This is a genomic window from Microbispora hainanensis, from assembly GCF_036186745.1.
Classification (GTDB): domain Bacteria; phylum Actinomycetota; class Actinomycetes; order Streptosporangiales; family Streptosporangiaceae; genus Microbispora.
Genome location: NZ_CP108086.1, coordinates 3,928,186 through 3,953,075, shown reverse-complemented (window position 1 = coordinate 3,953,075; position 24,890 = coordinate 3,928,186). Strand labels below are relative to the sequence as shown.

Below are 24,890 nucleotides of genomic sequence, written 5' to 3'. Positions count from 1 at the left end.
GCGACCGGCGCCCCAGCCACGTTCCCCTGGACAGAAGGAGTCAGGCATGAGTTCCCCCGCCGGCCGTGTTCGGCTCGCCGTGGACATCGGCGGCACGTTCGTCGACGCGCTCGCCTTCGACGAGGCGAACGGCACGCTACGGCTGCACAAGGCCCCCACTACCCCCGACGCCCCGGCCCGGGGCGTGCTCGACGCCGTGGGCGGCCTGATGCCCGCCGGCGACGACGCCCCCGGCGCGGCGCTCACCGAGGTCGAGGCGTTCGTGCACGGCACCACGCTGGGTCTGAACGCGATCCTGCAGCGCCGCGGCGCGGATGTCGGGATCATCACCAACGAGGGCTTCCGCGACCTGCTGGAGATCGCCCGCGCCAACGTGCCCGGGCATTCCATGTACGACTTCTCCTACGCTCCGCCGCCGCCGCTCGTCCCGCGTCGCCGCCGTCTCGGCGTCCCCGGCAGGATCGACGCGCAGGGCCAGGTCGTCGAGGACCTGGACGAGGACGCGGTGCGCGAGGCGGGCCGGATCCTGGTCGAGGAGCAGGGCCTGCGGTCGATCGCCGTGTGCTACCTGCACTCCTACGCCAACCCCGAGCACGAGCGGCGAACCGCCCGGATCCTCCGGGAGGCGTATCCGGACGTGTCGGTGTCGGTGTCCACCGACATCACCCGCGAGTACCGCGAGTACGAACGGACCAGCACGGTCACCCTGGACGCCTACATCCGTCCGGTGCTCAGCGACTACATCGGCACTCTGGAGACGCGGCTCGAGGCGGCCGGGCTGACCCGTCCGCTGCACATCATGCGGTCGGGCGGCGGCGCGATGACCGCGGAGCTGGCCCGCCGGGCGCCGCTCATGACGGTGCTGTCCGGCCCGGCCGGGGGCGTCGTCGGCGCGTCCTATCTGTCCCGCGAGCTGAACGGCAGGAAACTCATCTCGTTCGACGTGGGCGGCACGAGCGTCGACTGCTGCGTGATCGAGAACGGCACGCCGGGCGAGGTCCACGAGGCGTCCATCGACGGGTTCCCGCTGCTCATCCCCATCTTCGACATCCGCACGGTGGGCGCGGGCGGTGGGTCCATCGCCTGGATCGACGAGGGCCTGCTCAAGGTGGGCCCCCACAGCGCGGGCGCGGTGCCGGGCCCCGTGGCGTACGGCGCGGGCGGCACCGAGCCGACCCTCACCGACGCCGCGCTGACCCTCGGCTACCTGGCCCCGGAGGCGTTCCTCGGCGGGGACATGCGGATCGACGCCGACGCCGCGCGCGACGCGATCGCCACGAAGCTGGCCGCGCCGCTCGGCGTGACCGTGACCGAGGCGGCGGCCAGCGTCTTCCGGGTGCTGCTGGCGCGCACGGTGGGCGCGCTCCGCGAGATCACCGTCGAGCGCGCGCTGGACCCGCGCGAGTTCGCGCTGCTCGCCTTCGGCGGCGCCGGGCCGCTGATCGGCCCGATGCTGGCCCGGGAGATGGGCATCGCCGAGGTGATCGTGCCACAGGTGCCGGCGGCGTTCTCGGCCTTCGGAATGCTCATGTCGGATCTGGAGTACGAGTTCGCCACCACCGTGCTGCGGCCGCTGACGGACGAGACACTGGGCGAGCTGGAGCCGGCGTTCGCGGAGCTGGAGACCCAGGGCGACGAGGTGCTGTCCGCACAGGGCGTCAAGCCGGAGGACCGGCTGCTGGTGCGGCGGCTCGACGTCCGCTACAACGGCCAGGAGCACACGCTCCCCATCGACCTGCTCCCCGGCGACACGGCGGCCACCGTGCTCGCCCGGTTCAACGAGCAGCACCGGGCCCGCTACGGCCACGCCATGCCGGACACCGGGCAGATCCTCACCCTGCGGCTGCGCGCGGTGGGCCGGCTCGCCAAACCGAGCCTGCCGGAGCTGCCGGCCGCGCAGACGCCGACGCCGGACCCGTCCGGCGAGCGCCCCGCCTTCGACGTGGCCAGCGGCGAGGTCGTCGCCTTCCCCGTGTACGACAGGGCGACGCTCGGCCCCGGGCACGCCCTGAACGGCCCGGCCATCGTCGAGGAGGGCACCTCCACCACCGTGATCTTCGGCGACCAGCGCCTCGCCGTGGACCCGTACGGCCAGCTCATCGTGACCGCCGCCACCCCCGCGCCCGAGGAGGAAGACCGATGACGACCACCGGACGCCTGGACGGCGCGACGGTCGAAGTGATCCGCAACTACCTGGTGTCGGTGGGCGAGCAGATGCGCCGCACCCTGGTCCGCGCGGCCTTCAACCCGGTCATCTACGAGGTGCTGGACTTCGGCATCTCGCTCTACAACGGCGAGCTCGAACTGATGGCGGAGGCCGCCGGGATCACGCACTTCCTCGGCGCGAACGACTACGCGATCCGCAAGGGCGTGGAGTACGTCGGCCGGGAGAACATGGCGTCCGGCGACGTCTACCTGCTCAACTACCCCTACTGGAGCGGCGCGCACTCCTACGACGCGATGCTGTTCGCCCCGGTCTTCCGTGACGGGAAGGACGGCCCGGCGGCGTACCTCGCGGTGCGGGCGCACTGGATGGACCTGGGCGCCAAGGCTCCGGGATACGTCCTCGACTCCACGGACATGCACCAGGAAGGCCTGATCTTCCCCGGTACGAAGATCGTGAGCCGGGGCGAGCCCGTGCACGACATCCTGGAGCTGGTCCGGTTCAACTCTCGCCTGCCCGACCTGACCATCGGCGACTTCCACGCGCAGCTCGCGGCGCTGCGCACGGGCGAGATCCGGCTCGCGCAGGTGTGGGAGAAGTTCGGCGGGGACACCGTCGACCAGGCCGTACGGCAGATCATCGAGCACGGCGAGCGAGTGTCCCGCAAGGGCGTGGCCGCGCTGCCCGACGGCACCTGGACCGCCGTGGAGTACTGCGACGACGACAGCATCACCGACGACCTGATCCGCATGGAGGTCAAGGTCACCATCGACGGCGACCGCATGATCGTCGACTTCAACGGGTCGGACGGCGCGGTTCTGGGGCCGGTCAACCTTCCGATCGGCTCCACGGAGAGCCTGGCGAAGGCCACATTGAAGGAGCTGACCAGCCCGCACGAGCCGACCAACGCCGGCCACTTCCGCAACCTTGAGGTCAGAGCCGATCCGGGCAATTTCTTCCACGCCGTCTACCCGTCGGCGACGTTCACCCAGTGGAGCGCGATCGTCGCCTTCGAGATGCTGCACAAGGCGCTTGCGGGGGTGATCGCCTCCATTCCGGCGTCGTCGGGCGGTGACGAGCCCGGGTTCATGGCTCTCGGCCACGACCCGCGCACCGGCCGCGACTTCGTGATCAGCAACAACGAGGGCATCGGCTGGGGCGCCACCCGGGACCACGACGGAGCCAACGCCCAGCAGCACCCGTCCCAGAGCGTGGTGCGCAACACCCCGATCGAGGTGCTCGAGCACAAGTCGACGATCTTCCACGAGCGGCTGGAGCTCATCCCCGACTCCGGCGGCGCCGGGAAGTTCCGGGGCGGCGTGGGCGTGCTGCGGCAGGTCCGCTACCTCGCCGACGGCGAGGTCCTGTCGATGAAGAAGAAGAGCAAGACCCGGCCGTGGGCGCTGGACGGCGGCCACGAGCCCGAGCCGAGCGAGATGGTGCTGTGGCCGGGCACCGACCGGGCCAAGCGAGTCGGCATGTATCGCGCGGCCATGAAAGCGGGCGACCGCTTCATCAACCGCACGGCCGGCGGGGGCGGCTACGGCAACCCGCTCGACCGCGACCCGGCGGCGGTGGTCGCCGATGTGCTGGACGGCTACGTCACCGCCGAGAGCGCCGAACGGCTGTACGGCGTGATCGTCAACGGGCCGGGCGACTGGCGGCCGACCCCGGCCCGGACCGCCCGCGCCACCGAGGTCTCCAGGCGTACGAAAGAAGGGTAGAAGACCCGTGAACCTCACCCATCCCCCCGTTTCCGGGCCGAAGGCCCGCCCGTTTCGAAACCCGGCTCGTCCGCTGCGGCTGATCTCCGTCGCACTGGCGGGGGCGCTCGCCCTCGCGGCGTGCGGCGGCGGCGCCGACGGCGGGCCGGGCGCCTCCGGCGCTCCGTCCGCCCGCGCGCAGACGCTGGTCATCGCCGAGAACGAGCCGCCCGCCACCTTCGACCCGGTCCAGGCCGACAACTCGACCGTCGACGAGGTCGTCCGGCCCGCCTACGACACCCTGGTGAAGTACGACGACGACAACCGGCTCACCGGGGTCGCCGCCAAGGAGTGGAAGGTCTCCGGCGACGGCACCGCCATCGACGTGACGCTGCGCGACGACATCACCTTCCATGACGGAAGCAAGCTGACCAGCGCCGACGTGCAGTTCACCCTGGACCGCGCCAAGAAGCTCGGCATCGGCGTGGCGTCGCTGGTGACGGCTTACGACAGCACGACCGTCACCGACGACACCCACCTGACGATCAAGCTGAAGCAGGCGTACGCGCCGTTCATGGCCGCACTCACCCGCGTCTACCTGCTCAACTCCACGCTGGTCCAGGCCAACGCCGGCTCCGACGACGGCCAGCAGTGGCTGGCGAACAACGACGCCGGATCGGGGCCGTACAAGCTGGTCTCCTACAGCCCCAACCAGGAGGCCAGGTTCACCCGCCACGACGCCTACTGGGGCGGCTTCACCACCCAGGCCAAGGACCTGGTGTTCCGCTACCTCGCCCAGGCGGCCACGCAGAAGAGCGCCCTGACCAGCGGTGACATCGACATCGCGATGGACATCGACCCCAACGACTGGGCGTCGATGGAGAGCGACCCGAACTTCACGGTCGACAAGGCCGACACCAACGTGCAGCTCTACGTGTTCTTCAAGATGAAGGACTCGCCGGTGGCGAACAAGGCGCTGCGCGAGGCCCTCTCCTACGCCTATGACTACGACCAGCATGTGTCCGCCATCCTCAAGGGCGCGGGCAAGAAGGCCGTCGGCGTGCTGCCCAGCGCGATGAGCTGCTTCGACTCCACCGTCACCCAGCCCGGTCACGACCTGGACAAGGCCAGGAGCATCCTGGCCGGGGCGGGGCTGAGCAACGTGTCGCTCACCATGACCTATCTCAAGGCCACCGCGGAGATGGAGCAGGCGGCGACGCTGCTGCAGTCGGAGCTTTCCAAGATCGGCGTGAACCTGAAGCTCGAGGCGGTCACCTACCCGCAGTACGTGGACATGCTGAAGAGCAACAAGACCACGCCGGATCTCGGCATGATCTACGCCTTCCCGCCGTACCCCGACCCCGACTCGGTGCTGTACCTGATGTTCGACTCCAGGTTCATCAACAAGGGTCAGAACAACGGGGGCTACGACAACCCGAAGGTCGACGAACTGGTGGAGAAGGCGCAGCGGCTCACCGACGAGGGTCAGCGCTGCGAGCTGTACAAGCAGGCGCAGCACATCATCGCCGACGACTACGCGTCGATCAACCTGTCCAATCCGCAGACCGTCGCGGTCTACCGCAAGGGCGTCACCGGCTTCCGGTACGACCCCTCGCACCACCAGACCGTGGACGTCTACCGCATCAAGGTCGGCTGACCCGGCGGAGCCGGCGGATCACCGTAGAGGGGAGGTGCCCACGTGGCCCGTTTCCTGCTGAGACGACTCGTCACCAGCGTCGTGGTGCTGGCCGGGCTGGCCGTCGTCACGTTCCTGATGACGCAGGTCCTGCCGGGCGACCCCGCCCGCGCCGCGGCCGGGCGCAACGCCACCGTCGAGCAGGTGGCCGCGGTCCGGGTCCGGCTCGGGCTGGACCGGCCGCTGTGGGACCAGTTCCTCGGATACATCGGCCGGCTGCTGCACGGCGACCTGGGCACCTCGGTGTTCACACAGCGTCCCGTGACCGACGACATCGCAGCGGTCCTGCCGTCGTCGGTGGAGCTGGTGCTCGCCGCCATGTCGATCAACATCGTCGTGGCCGTGCCGCTGGGCGTCTACGCCGCCTACCGGCGCGGCCGGGCGGCCGATCTCGCGGCCCGCGTCGTCGCCATGCTGGGCGCCGCCGTGCCGGTCTTCTGGCTGGGCCTCATGCTCCAGCTCGTGCTGTCGGCACGGCTGCGGCTGCTGCCCCTGACCGGCCAGCTCGCCTTCGGCCGGGAGGTCTCCGAGATCACCGGGATGACCACGGTCGACGCCCTGCTCGGCGGCGATCTCCCGGCGTTCGGCGACGCGGTGGCCCATCTGGTGCTGCCCGCGGTGACACTGGCCGCGTCGTTCATCGCCGTGGTCGCGCGCACGGTGCGCTCCTCGATGATCGGGGCGCTCGACTCCGACTACATCACGCTGGCCCGGGCCACCGGCGCGTCGGAGTTCCGGGTCGTGGTGCGGCACGGGCTGCGCAACGCGCTGGTGCCGGCCAGCACCATCCTCGGCATGCAGCTCGGCTGGATGCTGGGCTCCACGGTGCTGGTCGAGTCGATCTTCGGGCGCACCGGCGTCGGGGCGTACGCGGTCAACGCCGTGCTGCAGAACGACCTGTACGCGGTGATCGGCACCGTCCTGGTGATCGGCGTGGTGTTCGTGGCGGCGAACATCGCGGTCGATCTCGTCCAGCTCTGGCTCAACCCGCGGCTCCGGCAGACCGGCGGGGGATCCGCGCCCGCCGGCCCGGGCCCCGTCGCCGGCGCCGAGCCCGTCGCGACTGTGGGAGGCACCCCATGAGCGGGCAGAACGGACAGAACGGGCAGAACATGGCATACAGCGAAGCGCCCGCGGGCGTCGCCGCCCGCCTCTCCGGAGGACGGTGGACCCGCGCCGCGCGCCGCGCACCGCGCTCACCGGTGCTGGAGCGTGTGGCGATCGCCGTCGCGGCGCTGATGGTGGTGATCGCCGTCGTCGGGCCGCTGCTGGCGCCGCACGACCCCTACGCCGTCGATCTCGGCAGCGCGCTCCGGGCTCCCTCCGCGGAGCACTGGTTCGGCACCGACGCCAACGGCCGCGACATCCTGAGCCGCGTGCTGTACGGCGCCCGGGTGACGCTGCTCGCCACCGTAGTGGTGATCATCGCCGCGACGTTGATCGGGACTCTGGTGGGCACGGTCGCCGCGCTCGGGGGCCGGGTAGTCGACGAGGTGCTCATGCGCATCTGCGACATCGGCCTGTCCCTGCCCGCGATCATCCTGGCGCTCGGCCTGGCCGCCGCGCTGGGCCAGGGACTCGACTCGGCGGTGATCGCCCTGGCCGCGACGTGGTGGCCGGGCTACGCACGCCTTGTCCGCACGCTGGTGCGGGAGGTGCGAGACGCCGAATATGTGGACGCCGCCCGCATGATCGGGGTCACCCGGGCCCGCCTGGTGTTCCGCCACATCCTGCCGAACGCGCTCGACACCCTGTACGTGCAGACGACGCTGGACGTCGCCGCGGTGATGCTGGTCATCTCCGGCCTGTCCTTCGTCGGCGTGGGCGCGCAGGTGCCGTCCGCCGAGTGGGGCGCGATGATCGCGGCCGCCGCCAACAACCTGACCAACGGCTGGTGGGCCGTCGTCTTCCCCGGTCTCGCGATCATGATCACCGCGATCGCGTTCAACCTGGTCGGCGACTGGCTCCGCGTGCGCAACGACCCGACGATCCGTGAAGGGAAGGCCCGATGAAGCACGCCAAGGCCGCCCTGGACACTCCGTTGCTGGCCATACGCGACCTGCGGGTGAGCTTCCCCGCCCCTGACGGGCCGGTCGAAGTGGTGCACGGGGTCGACCTCGACGTGGCGCGGCGGGAGAAGGTCGCCCTCGTGGGCGAGTCAGGATCGGGCAAGTCGGTCACCGCCCGGTCCGTCCTGCGGCTCGACGCGGACGCGCGGCTCTCCGGACGGATCGAACTGGACGGCACCGACCTGCTCACCCTGCCGCCTCGCCGGATGCGCCAGGTGCGCGGCGCCCGGGTCGGCCTCGTCTTCCAGGATCCGCTGGCCGCGCTCAATCCGGTCATGACCATCGGCTGGCAGATCATCCAGCCGCTGGTCATCCGGGGCGTGTCCAAGCGGGTCGCCCGGCGGCGCGGCGTCGACCTGCTGTCGCGGCTCGGCGTGCGGGACGCGGAGCGCCGCTTCGACGACTACCCGCACGAGTTCTCCGGAGGCATGCGGCAGCGTGTGGTGATCGCCATCGCCGTCATCGCCGAACCCGAGTTGCTCATCGCCGACGAGCCCACCACGGCGCTCGACGTGCGCGTCCAGGCACAGGTGCTGGCACTGCTCAGGGAGCTGGCCGACGAGCGCGGCATGTCGGTGCTGCTGATCACCCACGATCTGGGCATCGTGGCCGGGTTCGCCGACCGGGTCGTGGTGATGCGCCACGGGGAGGCGGTCGAGACGGGACCCGTCGACGACATCTACGCCCGCCCTCGCCACCCCTACACCCGCGCCCTGCTCGCCGCCGTGCCCCGCATCGGCGACGACCCGGCGCGCCCCCTCGCCGTCGTCGACGCCTCCGGCGCTCCGGCCGACGGCGCACACCGGAGGGAGGACGGACGATGACGCGTTCGCCACACGACCCGAACGGCTCCGCCGCGCCGCTGCTCGTGGTCGAGAAGCTGGTCAAGAGCTTCGGCGGGCGGCGCGTCGTCGACGAGGTCTCGTTCGACCTGGCTCCGGGCGAGGTGCTGGGACTCGTCGGCGAGTCCGGTTCCGGCAAGTCCACCACGGCGCGGTGCGTCGCCCGGCTGGTGCGGCCCGACTCCGGGCGGGTGCTGCTCGCCGGTCGCGACGTGCCGGGGGCGGGGCGGCGGGAGCTTCGCGACCTGCGCCGGGACATGCAGATGGTGTTCCAGGACCCGTACTCGTCGCTGAACCCCCGCATGACCGTCGAGGCACTCGTCGGGGAGCCCCTCCTCGTGCACGGGCTGGAGCGGGACCGGCGGCGGCGGCGCGACCGCGTCGTCGAACTGCTGGAGACCGTCGGCATGTCGGCCGCGCATCTGGACCGCCACCCCCGCTCGTTCTCCGGAGGGCAACGGCAGCGCATCGCCATCGCGCGCGCGATCGCGGTCGGCCCCCGGCTCCTGATCTGCGACGAACCCGTCTCGTCGCTGGACGTCTCCGTGCAGGCCCAGGTGCTCAACCTGTTCCGCGATCTCAGGGAGCGTCTGGGCCTGTCGATCCTGTTCATCGCGCACGACCTGGCGGTCGTGCACTACCTGTGCGACCGGGTGGCCGTGATGGAGCACGGCGCGCTGGTCGAGATCGGCACGCGGAGTGAGATCTTCGGCTCACCCCGCCACCCCTACACCCGCGCGCTCCTGGACGCCGTCCCCATCCCGGACCCCGTCGCCGAACGCGCCCGGGCCCGGGGGAACCGGGCGGCGCCGTGACCCCTCCGAAGGCTTACGTCCCGCATCCGCAGAAGGGAGAACAGGCAGTGGAACCGCTGCGCATGTTCGTGAACGGCCAGGCGATGTCGGGGGGCAGCCTCAGCCCCGCGCTGAGCGAGGCCGTGTTCCTGGGCCCCGCGTCCACCGCGCCCCGCTACCGCTTCTACTCCGTCCGCGACGAGTTCCCGGGCCTGCACCCGGTGGCGTCCGGTGGACGCAGCGTCCCCGGCGAGCTGTACGAGGTCAGCTACGAGATCCTGCGCGACCGCCTGCTCCCCGGTGAGCCGCCGGAGCTGGAGCTCGGCGTGATCGAACTGGACGACGGCAGCGGCACGCTGTCGATGCGCATGCGTGCCGAGGCGCTCGGCGCCCCCGGCGTCATCGACATCAGCGACGCCGGCGGCTGGCGGGCCTACCTCACCGGCCGCACCGCGTGACCAGGCCGGAGCCGCGAGGACGACGGCGAGATGATCAGGGAGATGAGACGGTGACCTCGATGTTCCCGGGACGTTCCGGAGCAGGCGCGGACGGCGGACACGCGCCCGTCGACCTGGTCGTGCGCGGGGGGACGGTGGTGGAGGCCGGATGGTCCGGCCCGGCCGACGTGTTCGTGGCGGAGGGCCGGGTGCTCGCGCTGGCCGAGCCCGGGGCCCCCGCACCAGGCACCCCGGAAGAGATCGACGCGACCGGGCGTCTGGTCATGCCGGGAGGCGTCGACCCCCACTGCCACGTCGGTTTCACCTCCGGCGACTTCACCTCGCTCGACGACTACCTGCAGTGCACGACCGCGGCCGTCTTCGGCGGCACGACCACCATCGTGGACTTCGCGATCCCCCGCCCGGGTCAGGCTCCCGCGGACGCCGCCTACGCGCAGCGCGCCAAGGCGGAGCAGGGCCTGTGCGACAGCGCCCTGCACGCGTGCGTGACCGAGTGGGACGACACCATCCCCGACCAGCTCGGCGCGCTCGTCGCCGACGGCGTCGTCACGGTGAAGATGTTCACGACGTACCGCAACGAGACCATGGCCGACGCGGACACGATTCTGCGCACCATGGCCACCCTGCGCGACCTCGGCGGCATGGTGGTGATCCACTGTGAGGCCAACCACATCATCGAGGACACCCAGGCCCACTGCGCGGCCGATGGGCGAATCGGCGCCGCCGACATGGCCGGCACGCGCCCCGAACTGGCCGAGACGGCGTCGGTGGCCGAGATCCTCGCCATCGCCGAGTCGCAGCGCGCTCCCGTCTACTTCGTGCACCAGTCCACCGCCGAGGCGGTCGAGCTGGTCGCGGCGGCGCGGCGGCGCGGCCTGCGCGCCTACACCGAGTCGGTGGCGCACCACCTCGTGCTCGACGAGACGATGTACGAGGGGGAGCATCCGGAGCGGTTCGTCTGCTGCCCGCCGCTCCGGCCCCGCGACGCCGTGAGCCGTCTCGGGCGGCACCTGTTCACCGGAGAGATCACCACGATCGGCAGCGACCACTGCTGTTACGACACGGCGCAGAAGCGGTCGCGCAGCGGCGACGTACGGGTGATGCCGAACGGCCTGCCGGGTGTGGAGACGCGTCTGCCCGTCGTGTTCTCCGCGTACGTCGCCGGCATGGGCCTGCCCGCGACGCGTTTCGTGGAACTGACCGCCGCCAACCCCGCCCGCGCCAACGGCCTCTATCCCCGCAAGGGCACCCTGCTGCCGGGCGCCGACGCCGACATCGCCATCTGGGACCCCACGACAGAGTGGACGATCACTTCCGGCGACCTGCACATGGCCACCGACTACACCCCCTACGAGGGCATGCGGGTGACGGGACGCCCGGAGACGGTGATGGTCGGGGGCCGGGTCGTCGTGCATGACGGCCGGTTGACCGATGCCACCCCGCATGGACGTCACCTGCCCGCCCGCCGCCTGCACGACCCTGTCGCGCCGGTGAGCCTTCGACGGCCGAGCGCCTTGAGCACCTGACGGGGCCGGTGCGGAGCGTTCAGGCGAGCGCCTCGGTGATGCGGCCGAGCGCCTCGAAGGGCGCCAGGCCGTAGGCGTAGAAGTCGGCGGCCCCGGCCCCCGCCGTACGGGCCGCGCGCACCTTGGCGGCGAGCCGGTCGGCGGAGTCGGTGTCCGGGGCGCCGGGGCGCAGCACGACCCGCAGCTCGGGGTTCTTGCCGACCGAGCGCCGGTATGCCGCCACGTCGTCGGCCACCCGGGCCGGGTCCCTGGCATAGCCGAGCACCGCGAACGACGGGACCAGGTCGCCGAGCGCCACCAGGTCGATCCCGAGCTGCCAGGAGTCGTGCGCGGCCAGGCCGGCGGAGGGCAGCCCGTGGGCGTAGCCCTTGACCGCGCCCGTGCCGTCCAGGAACGTCAGCCGCGCGCCCTCGGCCGTCACCGCCGCCGCGACCTCGCCCACCAGCGAGGTGACGCTCTCGGAGCGGGCCCGTGCGTACGCCACCGCCTCCGGGCCCGCGTACGCCGTCAGCGCGGCCCGCGTGACCTCGCCCTCCGCGGGAGGATCGCCGTCCAGCACGCCCCCGACGATCCTGGCGCACTCCTGCCTGGCGACCTCGGCGTTCACCCCGAGGTCGGCGGCCCGGCGCATGCAGTGGGCGCAGAAGCACAGGCCGAACAGGAAGGCGTCCATCGGGCCGAGCGCCACGAAGCACCGCTCGTAGGCGAACGGCCCGAAGTGCAGCGACTCCGCGACGACCGTGTCCACGCCCTGCCGGGCGACGGCGCGGGCCAGCGCCACCGCGTACGCCCGGACGTCGGGGTGCGAGGGGCACAGGTCGGCCGGGGAGCCGTGGTCGCCGAAGCAGTTCTCCACCGTGATGTCGGGGTGGGCCAGGCCGAGGGTGGCGTTGTTCAGGAACACGGTCCAGCCGTGCAGCCGCATCCCCCGGTCCTCGCAGGCGCGGCGCAGCTCGTCGAGCGGCCGGTCCTGCGCCCCGGGCTGCACGGGCGGGGCCAGGCGCAGCCCGTCGAACAGGTCCTCCGGTGGCGGGAAGTGGACGCCGTCGCGGCGCAGCGTCAGGCGCGACGCGCCGTGCGGGGTCACGTCCCTGGCCTGGTGATAGGCCGCGGCCACCGCGATGCCTCGCACGCCGTACGCCGAGGCCCGGTCGAGCAGCCCCCGCGCGCCCTCGGCGGGCAGGTCCTCGACGAAGACGTACAGGGCGCTGTCCATCGTCAGCGGCCCGCGTACGCCACGAAGTCGATCTCGACGAGGATGTCCATGAGATCGGAGCCCACCGTGGTGCGCACCGGGTAGGGCCGGGTGAAGTAGGACTGGTAGACCTCGTTGAACGCGGCGAAGTCCTCCTTGAGGTTCTGCAGGTGGACCGTCGCCTTCACCACGTCGTCGAACGTCAGGCCGTGGGCCTCCAGCACCGCCCCGAGGTTGCGCATGGTGCGGTGGGTCTGGGCGGCCACGTCCTCGCCCACGACCTCGCCGGTCGCGGGGTCGAGCGGCCCCATGCCGGAGGTGTAGAGGAAGTCGCCCACCACGAGACCCTGGGAGTACGCGCCGACCGGCGCGGCCCCTGCCGTCGTACGGATCTCCTGCTTGCCAGCCATTGTCACCGCTCCATCAGAAACACGTGTTGATCAAATCAATCACGACGTCGTCGTCGTCCACCACGGGGATGACCCGCCATTTGTCGAAGGCAGTGCACGGGTGCGACAGCCCGAACGACACCAGGTCTCCCGGGCGCAGCCCGGCGTCGCCGTCGAGATAGGCGTGCTGGTCCTGCACCTTGACGACCGTCACCCCGGTCAACGGCTCGGCCGGACCCCGGCCACCCCGCCGTACGGCCCGGGGGAACGGCAGGTGGATGTCGTGGGGGACGTCCCGCTTGCCCATGCCGACCAGCACGAGACCCGGCTCGGGCACGGACAGCACCTGGGCCCAGACCTCCAGCGCGGGCCGCAGCTCGCCCTCCAGCCGGTTGTAGGGCGTGTGCTCCCGGTAGTAGCCGTCGTCGTGGGCGATGTAGGCGCCGCTGCGCAGCACCACGGTCGCGCCCGGCTCCTTGGTCAGCGGCGCGAGCTCCTCGGCCACCAGGTCGAACCACGAGCTGCCCCCGGCGGAGACCACGATGGGCCCTGCCACCTGCGGCGCGAGCGTCCGTGCCGCGAGGGCCAGCTCGCGCAGGAACCCGCGCACCCCGGCGGCCTCGTCGTGGGTCCCCTCATATCCGGCCACCCCGGCCAGCTCGGTCCCCCGGGCCTCCCGCACCGCGCGGGCCACCGCCAGCAGCTCGTCGTGGTCGCGGCAGCCGGTGCGGCCGCCCGGGTGGCCCAGCTCGACCAGCACGCGGAACGGGACGTCGCCGGCCATCTCGTCGAGCACGCGCACGCCCTCGATCGAGTCGGCGAAGCAGAGGAAGTCGAAGCGCCCCATCTCGCCGGCCAGCCAGCGCAGCGCGCCGCGGTCGAAGATCTCGTTGGCCAGCAGCACGCGCGGCACGCCGAAGGAACGGTGGACGAGCACCTGGCCCGGCGTGGCGGCGGTGACCCCCCACGCCCCGGCGTCGAGCTGGGCCCGCACGAGCTGCGGCGACATCGTGGTCTTGGCGTGCGGCGCGAAGGCCAGCCCGTGATGGTCGGCGAAGCGCGCCAGCGTCGCGATGTTGTGGTCGAGGGCCGAGCACCGAGCCGTCATCACCGGCCAGGTGAACGCGCCGTCGAACAGGGAGTGCCGGGCCGCGGCGAACTCCCGTCCGCCGATCGGCTCGCCCGGCCACAGGAAACCGCGGGTGCGCGCGTCGACGACGATCTCCGGGAGCCCCGGCTCCGCGGGCCGCGTCGGGAGGCCGTCCGTGAAACCCACGCCGCCCCCCTTGTTGTCCGGTTCAGACCACCTTGTGGATCGTACTGGACCACCGTCTCGGGGGTAGACTCGCGCCCTCACACCATGATCGGGATGGGGTGGCCATGAGCGGCGACGTGCGACTCGAGCGGGCCCTTGCCCTCTATGAACAGGCGGTCTTCGGCGGCGACGCCTCGGCTCTCGCCGAGGCCGACCGCGAGCTGGACGCGGTGGAGGCCGACCTGACCACGCGGGGATCGGGACGGGACATCGCCGCCGCCGAGGCCGGGCTCGCGCTGGCCCGCGGCCGGATCGTCCACGCGCGGTTCCTCGAACACCACGAGGAGGACCCCCGCGAGCTCGAACTCTTCGAGCGGGCGGCCGATCTCTTCCGGCGGCTCGGCGACACGCGCGGCGAGGGCGAGGCGCTCTTCTGGATCGGCTGCTTCCACCAGGTCGTACGGCACGACGACGAGGCGGCCGGGCCCGCGTTGCGGCGGTCGCATGAGCTGGCGGCGGGGGCCGGTGACAAGCTGACCATGTCCTACGCGCTGCGCCACCTGGGCATCGCCGATCACAAGGCGGGACGGCTGGAGGCGGCGCGCGAACGGCTGGAGGAGTCGGTCCGGCTGCGCCGGGAGCTCGGCTTCCATCCGGGGGTCGCCGCCAACCTGGTCGGGCTGGCCTACATCGCCGCCGCGGAGGGCCGCCGTGACGACGCCCTGCGGCTGCTCGACGAGGCGGCCGTCCTGGCGGAGACGAGCGGAGCCCTGGGCATCGCGCGGCACGTGGAACAGGCACGCACGAACCTGTGATCATCCCCCGACCTGGGCACGCCGACGACCGGCAGCGGCTGATCGACGCGCCCGGTGGCGGGCCGGTGGACGACTTCGCCGTCACGCTGCGCCGGGTCCCGGCCGAGCAGGTCCGGGCCGCTCGTTCAGGCGGGGCGCAGCGCCCGGCCGGGGGTGGCGCCGGTGAGCTCGCCGCCGCGCAGCACCGGCACACCGCCGACGAGCACGTCGTCCACGCCCACGGCGAGCGAGCGGGGCTGGTCGTAGGTCGCGGTGTCGGCCACCGTCGCCGGGTCGACGACGATCAGATCCGCGGCCTGGCCACGCCGTACGAGACCGCGGTCGGGCAGCCGGAAGCGGCGCGCCGGGTGCGAGGCCAGGTGCACGGCGGCCTGTTCCCAGGTGAGGTCGCCGAGCTCGCGTACGTGCCGGCCGAGATAGCGGGCGAACGCCCCGAAGCCGCGCGGGTGCGGATGGCCGCCCACGTAGATGCCGTCGGAGCCGCCCGTGTGGCCGGGGTCGCGCATGACGGCGCGCACCGACTCCTCCCCCGCCGGGCCCTCGTCGGGGCGGGCCTGCACGCAACCCGCCTGCAGCCGGGTCTCCACCAGCAGCATCCGGCAGAACTCCGCGGGATCGGCGCCGAACTCCGCCGCGGCGGCGGGCAGGGTCATCCCCTCGGCCCACTCGAACCCGGGGGCGTGCGAGAGCGTGATGCGCGGCCACAGGTCGTCGCGTCCCGCCCACTCCCGGGCGAGGCGGTCGCGTTCCGCGGACAACATGGCCACGGCGCGGTCGGGGTCGGCGGCGGGCACCCACGGCGGCAGCGTCACCATCGCCAGGATCGTGCTGGCCCGCAGGTAGGGGTAGGTGTCGAAGGTCAGGTCGACGTCCTGCCGCCGGGCGTCCTCGACCAGCGGCAGCAGGGTGGAGGCCGGGCCGTGGAGATGCGAGACGTGCACGGCCGCGCCGGACCGCCGGGCGATCTCCACGACCTCCGTCATCCCCACCGCCGCGGACGCGCCGTACGCGCGCATGTGGGTCACGTACGGCAGGTCGCCCAGCGGCGCGCACAGCGCCGCCAGCTCGGCGGCGTCGGCGTAGCGGCCGGGGGCGTACTCCAGGCCCGACGACAGCCCGGCCGCCCCTTCGACCAGGCCCGTCTCGACCGCGCGGAGCATGGCGCGCAGCTCGTCCGCGTCCGCGGCGCGCTCCGCCGGGCCCATCGCGTCGAACCGGATCGTCGCGTGCGGCAGCAGATAGACGGTGTTGAGCGGGGTCGCGCCGTCATATCCGGCGAGCAGACCGGCGACGCTCACCGGCCCGTCCACGTGCGGGTGGGGACCGTTGACCGCCGCGAAGTAGCGGCTCGCGTACGTGAAGGCGGCCGGGGAGGTCGCCGGGGCGAACGACAGCCCGTCCTGCCCCAGCACGAACGTCGTGACCCCCTGCCGCAGCGCGGCCTGCTGCACGAGCGGGTCGAACACGGCCGCGTCGCCGTGCGCGTGGCAGTCGACCAGGCCCGGCAGCACGAGCCTGCCCGCCGCGTCGATCCGCACCGCCGCCTCCGCCTGGCCGAGGCGGCCCACCGCCTCGACCCGGCCCCCGCGCACACCGACGTCGGCGCGGAACGCGGGGGCTCCGGTGCCGTCCACGACGCGGCCACCCGTGATCACAACATCGAAGCTCACGTCTCCGATTAGATCAGCCGTACGGATCAGTCGTACGGACCGGGCATGCGCGAAGGGCCGGGGCAGTCACGCGACCGCGAGACGGGCGGCACGACGGGCCTGCGCTCCAGCACCTCGCGGGCGCGGGCGCGGGCGAGGTTCCAGCCGTTCCAGGGGTCCGGCTTCCACAGCTCGTCGGCCGCCACCACTTCGCTCAGCACGCAGCTGCGGTCCGGCTCCGGCAGGCGGTCGAGGATCGGCACGGCCTCCGCCCCCAGCTCGCTCAGATAGTCGTGGTCGAGCCGCTCCACGCCCCGGACCGTCAGCTGGGTCTCTGCCACCCGCGCGTCGGGGTCCCACACCGCGAACACGAACAGCGACACCCCGGTGAGCAGCACGAGCGCACGGAAGAACCACGACGTGCCACCGCCGGCCAGGCGGACCGCCCCCACCACCAGGACCAGCACGAACACCGCGCCGAGCCACCAGATCGTCGCCTCCACCGAGGCCCGCAGCCGCGACAGGCCGTACGCGTCGGTGTAGAGGCCGAGCCGGTGCAGCGCCGAGGCGAGGATGACGAGGGTGAACGCGCACAGCAGGCCGAGCAGCACGGCCAGCAGCCAGCGGTCGGCCCGGCTCTCGCGGCGCAGCAGGGCGACCGCGGCCGCCACGATGCCGAGCACGAAGAGGCTGACCGTGACGAGTTCGAAGAAGCCCGACCTCGCATACTGCGCGTAGGTGAGCCCCGCAGTCGTCAGCACCCTGCGGCTCCCGCCGAACAACACCGTGATCTGCACCGTCACGAACGCCGTGAACAGCAGGTTCAGCCCGATCAGCGGGATCATCCACACCTGGCGGCCGATGGACATCCGCAGGTCGGGCGCGGCGGGCTCGGCCACCGGCCGCAGGCCCACCAGCACCGCCGCCGCGGCCAGCGCCGCGAACACGCAGAACACGAAGGCCCGGTAGGGCAGGCTCCTGACCCAGTCAGGGGTACGCAGCAGGTCGCTGAGGAAGGCCGAGAAGACGGCGTCGGCCGAGGCGAACAGCAGGCCGAAGACGGCCAGCAGGACGATGGTCACGAGGGCGCTGACCAGCGTGGGCAGCATCCTGCGCCGGGTCAGCCTCCGGATCGGCCCGCTCAGGAACCACGGCTGCGGCAGCAGCGCGAACACGACCGAGACCCCACCCTTGATCACCGCGAGCCAGCCCCGTCCGCCGCCCGACACCGCGAGCGACCCGACTCCGAACGCGGCCAGCAGCACCGGCCCGACCAGCCAGTCGGCGTCGCGGAAGAGCACCACGGAGACCAGCGCGTACGCCAGGAGGCCGAAGGCCACCGTCCACGGCGTGATCCGGCCACGACGGAGCGGCAGCACCGCGGGGAACGCCGCGGCGCCCATCGCGACCGCCGTCAGCGCGAAGCCCAGCCCGGGCGCCGCGTCCGGCAGGGAGACGGCGGCCACCAGGCCCGTCGCCGCGGCGGCCGGCAGCAGCCACCGGGGCGCGTCCGGCAGTTCCGGCCGCGGGAACAGCGGCGGCGGCACGTACGCGGGCGGCGGCGGGTATCGCCCCGGCCCCTGTGGTCCGGGCGTGCCCAGCCCCAGCGTGCCCGGGTTCTGCGTGCCCGGGTTCTGCGTGCCCGGGTTCTGCGTGCCCGGGTTCTGCGTGCCCGGGTTCTGCGTGCCCGGGTTCTGCGTGCCCGGGTTCTGCGCGCCTGGGGCGGGCGACGGGGAGGCGCTCACACCCCGTGCCGCGGCCTGGGCGGCGGCCTGGGCGGCGCTCATACGAGCGACCGGCCCAGGTGACGGCGCATCTGTCGGCCCAAGTGTCGGCCCAGGTGTCGGCCCAGGTGATGGCGTGGGCGACAGCACCGGTGACGACGCGGATGACGGTCCGGGTGGCGGCGCAGGCGTTGGCCCGGGCGTTGGCCCGAGCGTTGGCGCTGCGCCCTGCCAGGGCGGCGGCGCGGCTCGATGAGCCGATGACGACCCGCGTGTCGCTCCCGCGATCGCACCGCCGATGGCGAACAGCAGCACCACCACGACGCCCAAGCCGAGGATGACCGAGACGACCATCCCGGTGAGGAATCCGGCGATCATGCCAAGGCCCGCCCCCAGCGCCGCCCGCGCCAGCTGCCCAGCGGGGTCATGGACGGCGCCAGGCCGCGAGGCGGGCACATGCGGTGCGGGCATATGCGAGGCCATATGCGGTGCGGGCATATGCGAGGCCATATGCGACGCGGGCGCATGTGGGGAGGACACGTCCGAGGCGAGCATGTGCGAGACAGGCGCGTGTGACGCGGGCATGGGTGACGCGGGTACGTGTGCGGCGAGCGGCCGTGAGGCTACACCCCCATCCTGCGCACCCACGCCCTGCACACCCACGCCCTGCACACCCACGCCCTGCGGACCTTCGGGGTGCGCGCCCCCGTCGTGCGCGCCCATGTCCTCCGCCGCCGCGCCCGGCTGGCCCGCCCGCGCATGAACGAGGCCAGACCGCAACGACTCACTGCGCTCCTCGCCATCGCCCAGAACCCCGGCGTCCTGCGCACCCCCCTCGCGCACACCCACGTCCTGAGCCGCCGCACCCGGCTGACCCGCCCGCGCATGAACGAAGCCAGACCGCAACGACTCACTGCGGTACCCGCTGTCGCCCAGGGCACCGGCGCTGTCCGGAAAGCCGCCGTGGTCCCCGCTCTGGGGGTGGCCGCCTGTCGGAGTCTCGGTCTGCGATGAAGCCGAGACCTCGTGAAGGAATGCCGGCCGGAGGGGCTCCAGGCTGTGAGGCTCCACGCTGTGGGGCTCCAGAGTGCGGGAATCCGGGCTGGGGGGCTCCGATCCCTCCCCGTGCCCGGCCTCCGCTCGCTCATCCCCGGCCTGGCTCGCGGGCGAGGTCCCGGCCGGGGTCGCGGGCGAGGACGCCCCCGCACCCTCGCCCCGCGCCTCCCCCACCAGTGCGTCCTCGCCCCGTGCCTCCGCTACGCGCACGACCTCATCAGCGGTCTTCTCCGCGCTCACTGCGGGGGCGAGAGTGCCATCGATCAGATCGGTCTCGCCTCCGAATGGGCCATGCTCGCCGGGCCTGCCTTCGGCGCGGCCCGCGCCCGGCATGCGGACGTCCATGTCTCCCCTTCCGGCGCGGACGAGTCCGTCCGTGCTCTCCGCCGCAGCGGGCTCCGAGCGATGCGGCAGCACGACGACCATCCGGCACCCAGGGGCCGTGCCCCCGCCTCTCAACTCGGTCCCCTCGATCCTCCCGGTCCGCCTGGTGACCGGGATCGGGTCGGACACCGAGATCGACCCGCCGTGTAACTCGACGATCTCCTTGGCGATGGCGAGCCCCAGCCCCGCCCCGCCCGCGTCGGCGGCCCGTCCGGCGTCGAGCCGCGAGAAGCGCTCGAACACCCGGGCCCGCTCCGCCTGCGGGATGCCGGGACCGTCGTCGGTCACGCTGATCTCCAGGTTCGCCCCGGCCGGCCGCGCCTCCACCCGGACCATGCCGCCGGGCGGGCTGTGCCGTACGGCGTTGTCGAGCAGGTTGGCCAGCACCTGAGCGAGCAGGGCCGCGTCGGCGGACAGCACCGTCCCCGGCCTGACCGCGCTCACCACCGTGACGTCGTCACGCGCGAGAGTCGCCTCAGAGACGGCCTGACGGCACAACGACGCCAGGTCCAGCTCCTCCGGCTCGATCAGCCGAGCCCCCGAGTCGAGCCGCGACAGGTCGAGAAGCTGGGCCACCAGGCGGCCGAGCCGCTGCGTCTGGGCGAGGGCCGTACCCAGGGTGTCGAGGTCGGGCGGCGTGACGCCGTCCACGATGTTCTCCAGCACGGCCTGCAGGCCGGTGATCGGCGTACGCAGCTCGTGGCTGACGTTGGCCACCAGTTCACGCCGCTGGCGATCGACCTCGGCGAGGTCGGACGCCATGGCGTTGAAGGCCCGCGCCAGCTCTCCCACCTCGTCGCGGGAGGTCGCGCTGACGCGCAGGCCGTAGCGGCCCTTGGCGATCGTCTGCGCGGCCGCGGCCATCTCGCGCAGCGGCCGGGTCATGCCGTGGGCGAGGAGCTGCACCATGATCATCGCGAGCACGACGGCGATCGCGATCCGCAGGTCCCGGGACATGCCGGAGTTGATGCCGACCTCGTTGACGACGAACGCCGCGACCACGGCGAGCACGATCACGATGCCGAGCTTGACCTTGATCCGGCCGAGGAAGTCGAGCGGCCTCAATTGCCTGGCTCTCCCTGCTGAAACGTCATGGACGGACGAGCGCGTATCCCACGCCGTGGACGGTGCGGACGACCTCCGGGCCGAGCTTGCGGCGCAGCGCGCGGACGTGGCTGTCCACGGTCCGGGTCGCGGCTGCCTCGGAGAAGCCCCAGATGTCCGACAGCAGCCGTTCGCGTTCGAAGACCTGACCGGGCCGCTCGGCGAGACGCCGCAGCAGGTCGAACTCGGTCCGGGTGAGCTGGGCCTCGGCCCCGCGGACGAACACGCGGCGCTCGGCCGTGTTGATCTCGACGTCGCCGACCCGGATCACCGCGTCCTCGTGGGCCAGCAGGCTGGCCCGCTCCACCCGCCGCAGCAGGGCGTGGATCCGCGCGACGAGCTCCCGCATGCTGAACGGTTTGGTGATGTAGTCGTCGGCCCCCACGCCCAGGCCGACAAGGACATCCGTCTCCTCGCCGAGCGCGGTCAGCATGAGCACCGGCACCGGGCGGGCGGCCTGCATCCTGCGGCACACTTCGAGCCCGTCCAGGCCCGGCAGCAGCCGGTCGAGGACGACGAGGTCCGGCTCCGCCTTCGCATAGGCCGCGAGCGCCCCCTCGCCGTCACTCGCGACGCGTACGTCGAAACCCTCCGCCACGAGCCGGAGCCGTACGGCGTTCGCGATGGTGGCGTCGTCCTCGACCACGAGGATGCGGCGTTGCTGAGGGGTAGCCATGGAGGGAAGCGTAGATGCCCTCTGTGCAGAGTCTCCGTCCGGAAATGTGCAGATCCCGTGCATCCCGTGCATGACGGGCCGCCCGTGCCCGCCACAACAAGGGCTGCGGGCCACAGCATCGCTTCGATGAGCCGAATCCACTGGTCAGGGGTTTCGCCCTCAGGTTACGGGTAGCCCGGATATGACCAGAAAGGAGGCGCTAATGGACCGCCAGTCAAGGCCGGAGACCATGCGGGAGAACGACGTGATCGATCTCCTGACACAGCAGCACGTCCTCATCCGGGAGCTGTTCGACGAGGTCGACAGAGGCCAGGGGGAGGAGCGCAAGGAGGCGTTCAGCCGCCTGGTTCGCCTGCTCGCCGTCCACGAGACGGCGGAGGAGGAGATCGTCCACCCGTATGCACGGCGCAAGCTGGTCGACGGCGACACGATCGTGGACAACCGCCTCCAGGAGGAGGAAGAGGCGAAGGAGATGCTCAGCCGCCTCGACGACATGGACGTGACGACGGCGGAGTTCTCCCAGGAGCTGGAGAGGCTGCGGGCCGCCGTGTTCGCCCACGCCGCCGCCGAGGAGCGCTACGAGTTCTCCGAGCTCAAGGCGAGCACGTCCGAGGCCGAGCGCAAGGCGATGGCCGTGGGGGTCAAGGCGGCCGAGGCGATGGCTCCCACCCACCCGCACCCCGGGGTCGAGTCGGCGATGGAGAACGTCCTGCTTGGTCCACCGGTCGCGATCATGGATCGTGCCCGTGACCTGATCCGCAAGGCGATGGGCAAGTCGGAGTCCGGCGAAGGCTGAGTCTCCGGTCAGGGGTCTCCAGCCGGGAGTCCCCGATCAAGGGCCTCCGGCCGGGCCGCAGTACGGGAACGGACTCCGTCCCGTCGAATCGGGAGCGCGGCCCATGCCGGACGACCGGGCAGTGTGCGCGGCGCCGCGGAGCCGGACGGGAGACGATCACTCGTCTCCCCGGCACCGCGGCGCCGCTGCGTGGACGCGCACCGGCTGGGACCAAACCGGAATCAGGCCGGGGATCAGGCCGGGGATCAGGCTGGTATAGGGCCGGGTCAGCGCGGGATCAGGAGGGGGTAGGCCCCGGGGTCGGGCGGGGTAGGTCCCGGGTCGGGCCGGAGTCAGGCGCGGATCGAGCGGGGTCAGGCCCGGGGGCAGCGCGGGATCGGGAGGGGGTAGGCCCCGGGGTCAGGCGCGGATCGAGCGGGGTCAGGCCCCGGGGGCAGCGCGGGGTCGGGCGGGTCAGACGCGGATCGAGCGGGATCGGGCGGGATCGGCGCCGGCTTCCCGCGGGCGTTCGCGGAACTCGGCCGGGGCTCCGGACGTTCTCCAGGCGACGCGGGACTTCGCCCCGCGCGAGACCCGACACGAAAGGCCTGACGATGTCGCCACTGGGCAAGTACTACGTGGGCGCGGCGGTGGTGGCCGTGCTGGTCTTCATCCTTCCGGTGCCGTCGCTCCTCGCCTGGCTGATCACCATCGGCGCGCTGGGTGCGCCGGTCGTCGCCTACTTCATGCTGGACGAGTCGCAGCGGGCGCGGCTGCGGCGCATCCGCCGCCGTCAGATCGGCCGCTGAGGCCCCCGAGCACAACCACAGACACGACACAACTAAAGGTACGGCCGGGTCGCGTTTCGCGACCCGGCCGTTCCACTTCGCTCACGAAGCGGTGGCGATCCTCCTGCGCGCCCGCTCGGTGACGCTGCGCTCCATCACGAAGGACAGGAACGGGATCGTGCCCGCGATGAGCACCAGCAGCAGATAGCCGACCGACCAACGGGCCTTGATCAGGCCCAGGTTGATCGCGGCCACCAGATAGATCATGTAGAGGAAGCCGTGGATCGGCCCGACGACCGCGACCATCGTGTCGCTGTCGAACCCGTACTCGACGACCATGGCGGCACACAGCACGAGCAGCATCACGCCGACGATGTAGGCCATGACGCGGTAGAAATTGAGCGCGGATTCCACGTCGATCATTACCTCTGCTGGGGAAACGGTCACACCACGATATCCGGGCCACCCGGTGGTCCCGGCTCCAGGGCCGCTCAGGCCTCCACGTGCGCGGCGGGCTCGGACGACTGGGGCCCGGGCGACCGGGGCTCGGGCGACCGGGGCTCGGGCGGCTGGAGCCCGGATGACTGCGGCTCTGATAACTGAGACTCGGACGGCTGCGGCTCTAACGGCCCCGGTTCACCCGGCGCCCGCTCTGGTTCCTGTTCGCGTTCCCGCCGCCCGCGCAGGGCGTCACGGACGAAGTGGAACCACATGTAGACGGCGAACAGCGCGAAGATCCACCACTGGAGGGCATAGGCCAGGTTGCGCCAGTTGAACCCACTGCCAAGGGTCGGCGGCGACACGGCCACCGGCGTGACGCGGGACGGCGGCTCCTGCGCGGTCGCGACGACGAAACCGTCCCGCACCCGCGCGTCCGGCCACAGGTTGATCAGCTCCGCCGTCGACACCGTCGCGACCTGACCGGCCGGCAGGTTGCCGCTGCGCATGACGTCGTCGGTCTGCTCGGCCGGCCGTAGCCGCCCGGTCACGGTCACGGTGCCCTCGGGCACGGCCGCGGCGGGGTCGTCCGCCCTGGCGACCCAGCCGCGTACGACGGGGACGACCGTGCCGTCCGCGAGCCGCAGTGGCGTGAGCAGCCAGAATCCGTCCCCCTGGGCCGCCCGGCCGCCGGGGGCGGCCACGTCGGCGACCCGGTCGGCCACCAGCAACTGGTGCGCGGCGTCGTAGGTCCCCGTGGCGGTCACCCTGCGGCTGATCGCGGTGCCGTTCACGTGCTGCCCCACCTGCGCCAGCTCGGTGACGGCCACGGGCGCGGGGTCGGGGGCCCGCTTCGGGGCGCCCGACGCCTCGAAGACACCGAGCTGCCAGCGGCCGAGGAAGGTGAAGGACACGAGCACCCCGATGACCAGCAGGTGCAGGGCCACCAGCCGGGGAGCCAGGAGGGTGCGGAGCATGAATACAACGCTATCCGCCGCCCGCACCGGTCCGGTATTCGCTCCGGCCCAGAAGGACGCCGGCGCCCGGCCGGGGCGGTGACGTCTCGGCACCGCAGCACGGGGTCATGCGCCTTCCACGCGGCGGCCCGCACGGGTCAGCCCGGTGACGTCACGACGAACTCGGCAGGGGTTCATGCGGGTTCCACCCGGCGGCCCGGATGGGTCAGCCCGGTGACGTCTCGGCACGGCGGCACCGGGTCATGCGCCTTCCACGCGGCGGCCCGCACGGGTTCGCGCGGCGGCAGTCGGCGCGGCGCGGGTGCCACCCCGCCCGTAGGCCGGTACGCCGCCGTTTCCTGCCTCCGCCGGAGCATGAGTTCTGCCCTTCCTCAAGTGACCACCAGGAGAGGGCAAAATCCGACAAATCGCGG

Annotated in this window: 20 protein-coding genes; 12 read left to right on the top strand and 8 right to left on the bottom strand. The window is 72.4% G+C overall.

Annotated features, from left to right (window positions below; translation table 11 throughout):
- The first annotated feature begins 46 nt into the window (after nt 1-46).
- The 9 genes from OHB01_RS18590 to hydA are packed head-to-tail and all read left to right on the top strand — an operon-like array spanning nt 47 to nt 11,252.
- Nucleotides 47-2,143 (top strand): hydantoinase/oxoprolinase family protein, encoded by a 2,097-nt coding sequence (locus OHB01_RS18590; RefSeq protein ID WP_142649282.1) that lies wholly within the window; start codon nt 47-49, stop codon nt 2,141-2,143.
- Nucleotides 2,140-3,888 carry a hydantoinase B/oxoprolinase family protein gene (locus OHB01_RS18585; protein WP_142649281.1) on the top strand — a complete coding sequence of 583 codons (1,749 nt, stop codon included), beginning with the start codon at nt 2,140-2,142 and terminating at the stop codon, nt 3,886-3,888. The genes OHB01_RS18590 and OHB01_RS18585 overlap by 4 nt, the downstream gene beginning before the upstream one ends.
- A gap of 7 nt (nt 3,889-3,895) precedes the next feature.
- Nucleotides 3,896-5,524, top strand: coding sequence for an ABC transporter substrate-binding protein (locus OHB01_RS18580; protein ID WP_142649280.1), 1,629 nt, complete (start codon nt 3,896-3,898; stop codon nt 5,522-5,524).
- A 42-nt stretch (nt 5,525-5,566) separates the two neighbouring features.
- Nucleotides 5,567-6,646 carry an ABC transporter permease gene (locus tag OHB01_RS18575; RefSeq protein ID WP_142649279.1) on the top strand — a complete coding sequence of 360 codons (1,080 nt, stop codon included), beginning with the start codon at nt 5,567-5,569 and terminating at the stop codon, nt 6,644-6,646.
- Entirely contained in the window at nt 6,643-7,575 is a 933-nt protein-coding gene (locus OHB01_RS18570; RefSeq protein ID WP_328855742.1) for an ABC transporter permease, read from the top strand. The genes OHB01_RS18575 and OHB01_RS18570 overlap by 4 nt, the downstream gene beginning before the upstream one ends.
- Nucleotides 7,572-8,456: an ABC transporter ATP-binding protein gene (locus OHB01_RS18565; RefSeq protein WP_142649278.1), complete on the top strand. Its 885-nt coding sequence runs from the start codon at nt 7,572-7,574 to the stop codon at nt 8,454-8,456. The genes OHB01_RS18570 and OHB01_RS18565 overlap by 4 nt, the downstream gene beginning before the upstream one ends.
- Nucleotides 8,453-9,289, top strand: coding sequence for an ATP-binding cassette domain-containing protein (locus OHB01_RS18560; RefSeq protein ID WP_142649277.1), 837 nt, complete (start codon nt 8,453-8,455; stop codon nt 9,287-9,289). Before OHB01_RS18565 ends, OHB01_RS18560 begins: the two co-directional genes overlap by 4 nt.
- Before the next feature lie 47 nt (nt 9,290-9,336).
- Nucleotides 9,337-9,726, top strand: a complete 390-nt coding sequence (locus tag OHB01_RS18555) for a gamma-glutamylcyclotransferase (protein WP_147944665.1) — start codon at nt 9,337-9,339, stop codon at nt 9,724-9,726.
- Nucleotides 9,727-9,785: 59 nt separating this feature from the next.
- Nucleotides 9,786-11,252 (top strand): dihydropyrimidinase, encoded by a 1,467-nt coding sequence (gene hydA / locus OHB01_RS18550; RefSeq protein ID WP_147944682.1) that lies wholly within the window; start codon nt 9,786-9,788, stop codon nt 11,250-11,252.
- 19 nt (nt 11,253-11,271) lie between these two features.
- Here hydA and OHB01_RS18545 read toward each other — a convergent pair whose 3' ends face one another.
- Genes OHB01_RS18545 through OHB01_RS18535 form a run of 3 tightly spaced genes read right to left on the bottom strand, consistent with a single transcriptional unit; the run spans nt 11,272 to nt 14,112 of the window.
- Complete coding sequence (locus tag OHB01_RS18545) at nt 11,272-12,468, bottom strand: hypothetical protein (RefSeq protein ID WP_142649275.1); 1,197 nt, start codon at nt 12,466-12,468, stop codon at nt 11,272-11,274.
- A gap of 2 nt (nt 12,469-12,470) precedes the next feature.
- Entirely contained in the window at nt 12,471-12,857 is a 387-nt protein-coding gene (locus tag OHB01_RS18540; protein WP_142649274.1) for a Rid family detoxifying hydrolase, read from the bottom strand.
- A gap of 13 nt (nt 12,858-12,870) precedes the next feature.
- Nucleotides 12,871-14,112, bottom strand: a complete 1,242-nt coding sequence (locus OHB01_RS18535; RefSeq protein WP_328855741.1) for an alanine racemase — start codon at nt 14,110-14,112, stop codon at nt 12,871-12,873.
- A gap of 116 nt (nt 14,113-14,228) precedes the next feature.
- On the opposite strand from OHB01_RS18535, the gene OHB01_RS18530 reads away from it, so the two are divergent.
- Nucleotides 14,229-14,906, top strand: a complete 678-nt coding sequence (locus tag OHB01_RS18530; RefSeq protein ID WP_328855740.1) for a tetratricopeptide repeat protein — start codon at nt 14,229-14,231, stop codon at nt 14,904-14,906.
- A 125-nt stretch (nt 14,907-15,031) separates the two neighbouring features.
- Here the strand turns inward: OHB01_RS18530 and OHB01_RS18525 are convergent, their stop codons facing one another.
- Genes OHB01_RS18525 through OHB01_RS18515 form a run of 3 tightly spaced genes read right to left on the bottom strand, consistent with a single transcriptional unit; the run spans nt 15,032 to nt 21,499 of the window.
- Entirely contained in the window at nt 15,032-16,576 is a 1,545-nt protein-coding gene (locus OHB01_RS18525; RefSeq protein ID WP_328855739.1) for an N-acyl-D-amino-acid deacylase family protein, read from the bottom strand.
- A 26-nt stretch (nt 16,577-16,602) separates the two neighbouring features.
- Nucleotides 16,603-20,784, bottom strand: coding sequence for a DUF4153 domain-containing protein (locus OHB01_RS18520; RefSeq protein WP_328855738.1), 4,182 nt, complete (start codon nt 20,782-20,784; stop codon nt 16,603-16,605).
- Between the two features lie 25 nt (nt 20,785-20,809).
- A complete protein-coding gene (locus OHB01_RS18515) occupies nt 20,810-21,499 on the bottom strand; it encodes a response regulator transcription factor (RefSeq protein ID WP_142649270.1) in 690 nt (229 codons plus the stop codon).
- A 202-nt stretch (nt 21,500-21,701) separates the two neighbouring features.
- On the opposite strand from OHB01_RS18515, the gene OHB01_RS18510 reads away from it, so the two are divergent.
- Nucleotides 21,702-22,295, top strand: coding sequence for a hemerythrin domain-containing protein (locus OHB01_RS18510; protein ID WP_240971675.1), 594 nt, complete (start codon nt 21,702-21,704; stop codon nt 22,293-22,295).
- A gap of 593 nt (nt 22,296-22,888) precedes the next feature.
- Nucleotides 22,889-23,083, top strand: a complete 195-nt coding sequence (locus OHB01_RS18505) for a hypothetical protein (RefSeq protein WP_142649269.1) — start codon at nt 22,889-22,891, stop codon at nt 23,081-23,083.
- An 81-nt stretch (nt 23,084-23,164) separates the two neighbouring features.
- Here the strand turns inward: OHB01_RS18505 and OHB01_RS18500 are convergent, their stop codons facing one another.
- Entirely contained in the window at nt 23,165-23,485 is a 321-nt protein-coding gene (locus OHB01_RS18500) for a DUF3817 domain-containing protein (RefSeq protein WP_328855737.1), read from the bottom strand.
- 68 nt (nt 23,486-23,553) lie between these two features.
- The gene (locus OHB01_RS18495; protein WP_328855736.1) at nt 23,554-24,477 is read right to left on the bottom strand and encodes an SURF1 family protein; all 924 of its coding nucleotides are present in this window, start codon (nt 24,475-24,477) and stop codon (nt 23,554-23,556) included.
- Between the last annotated feature and the right edge of the window lie 413 nt (nt 24,478-24,890).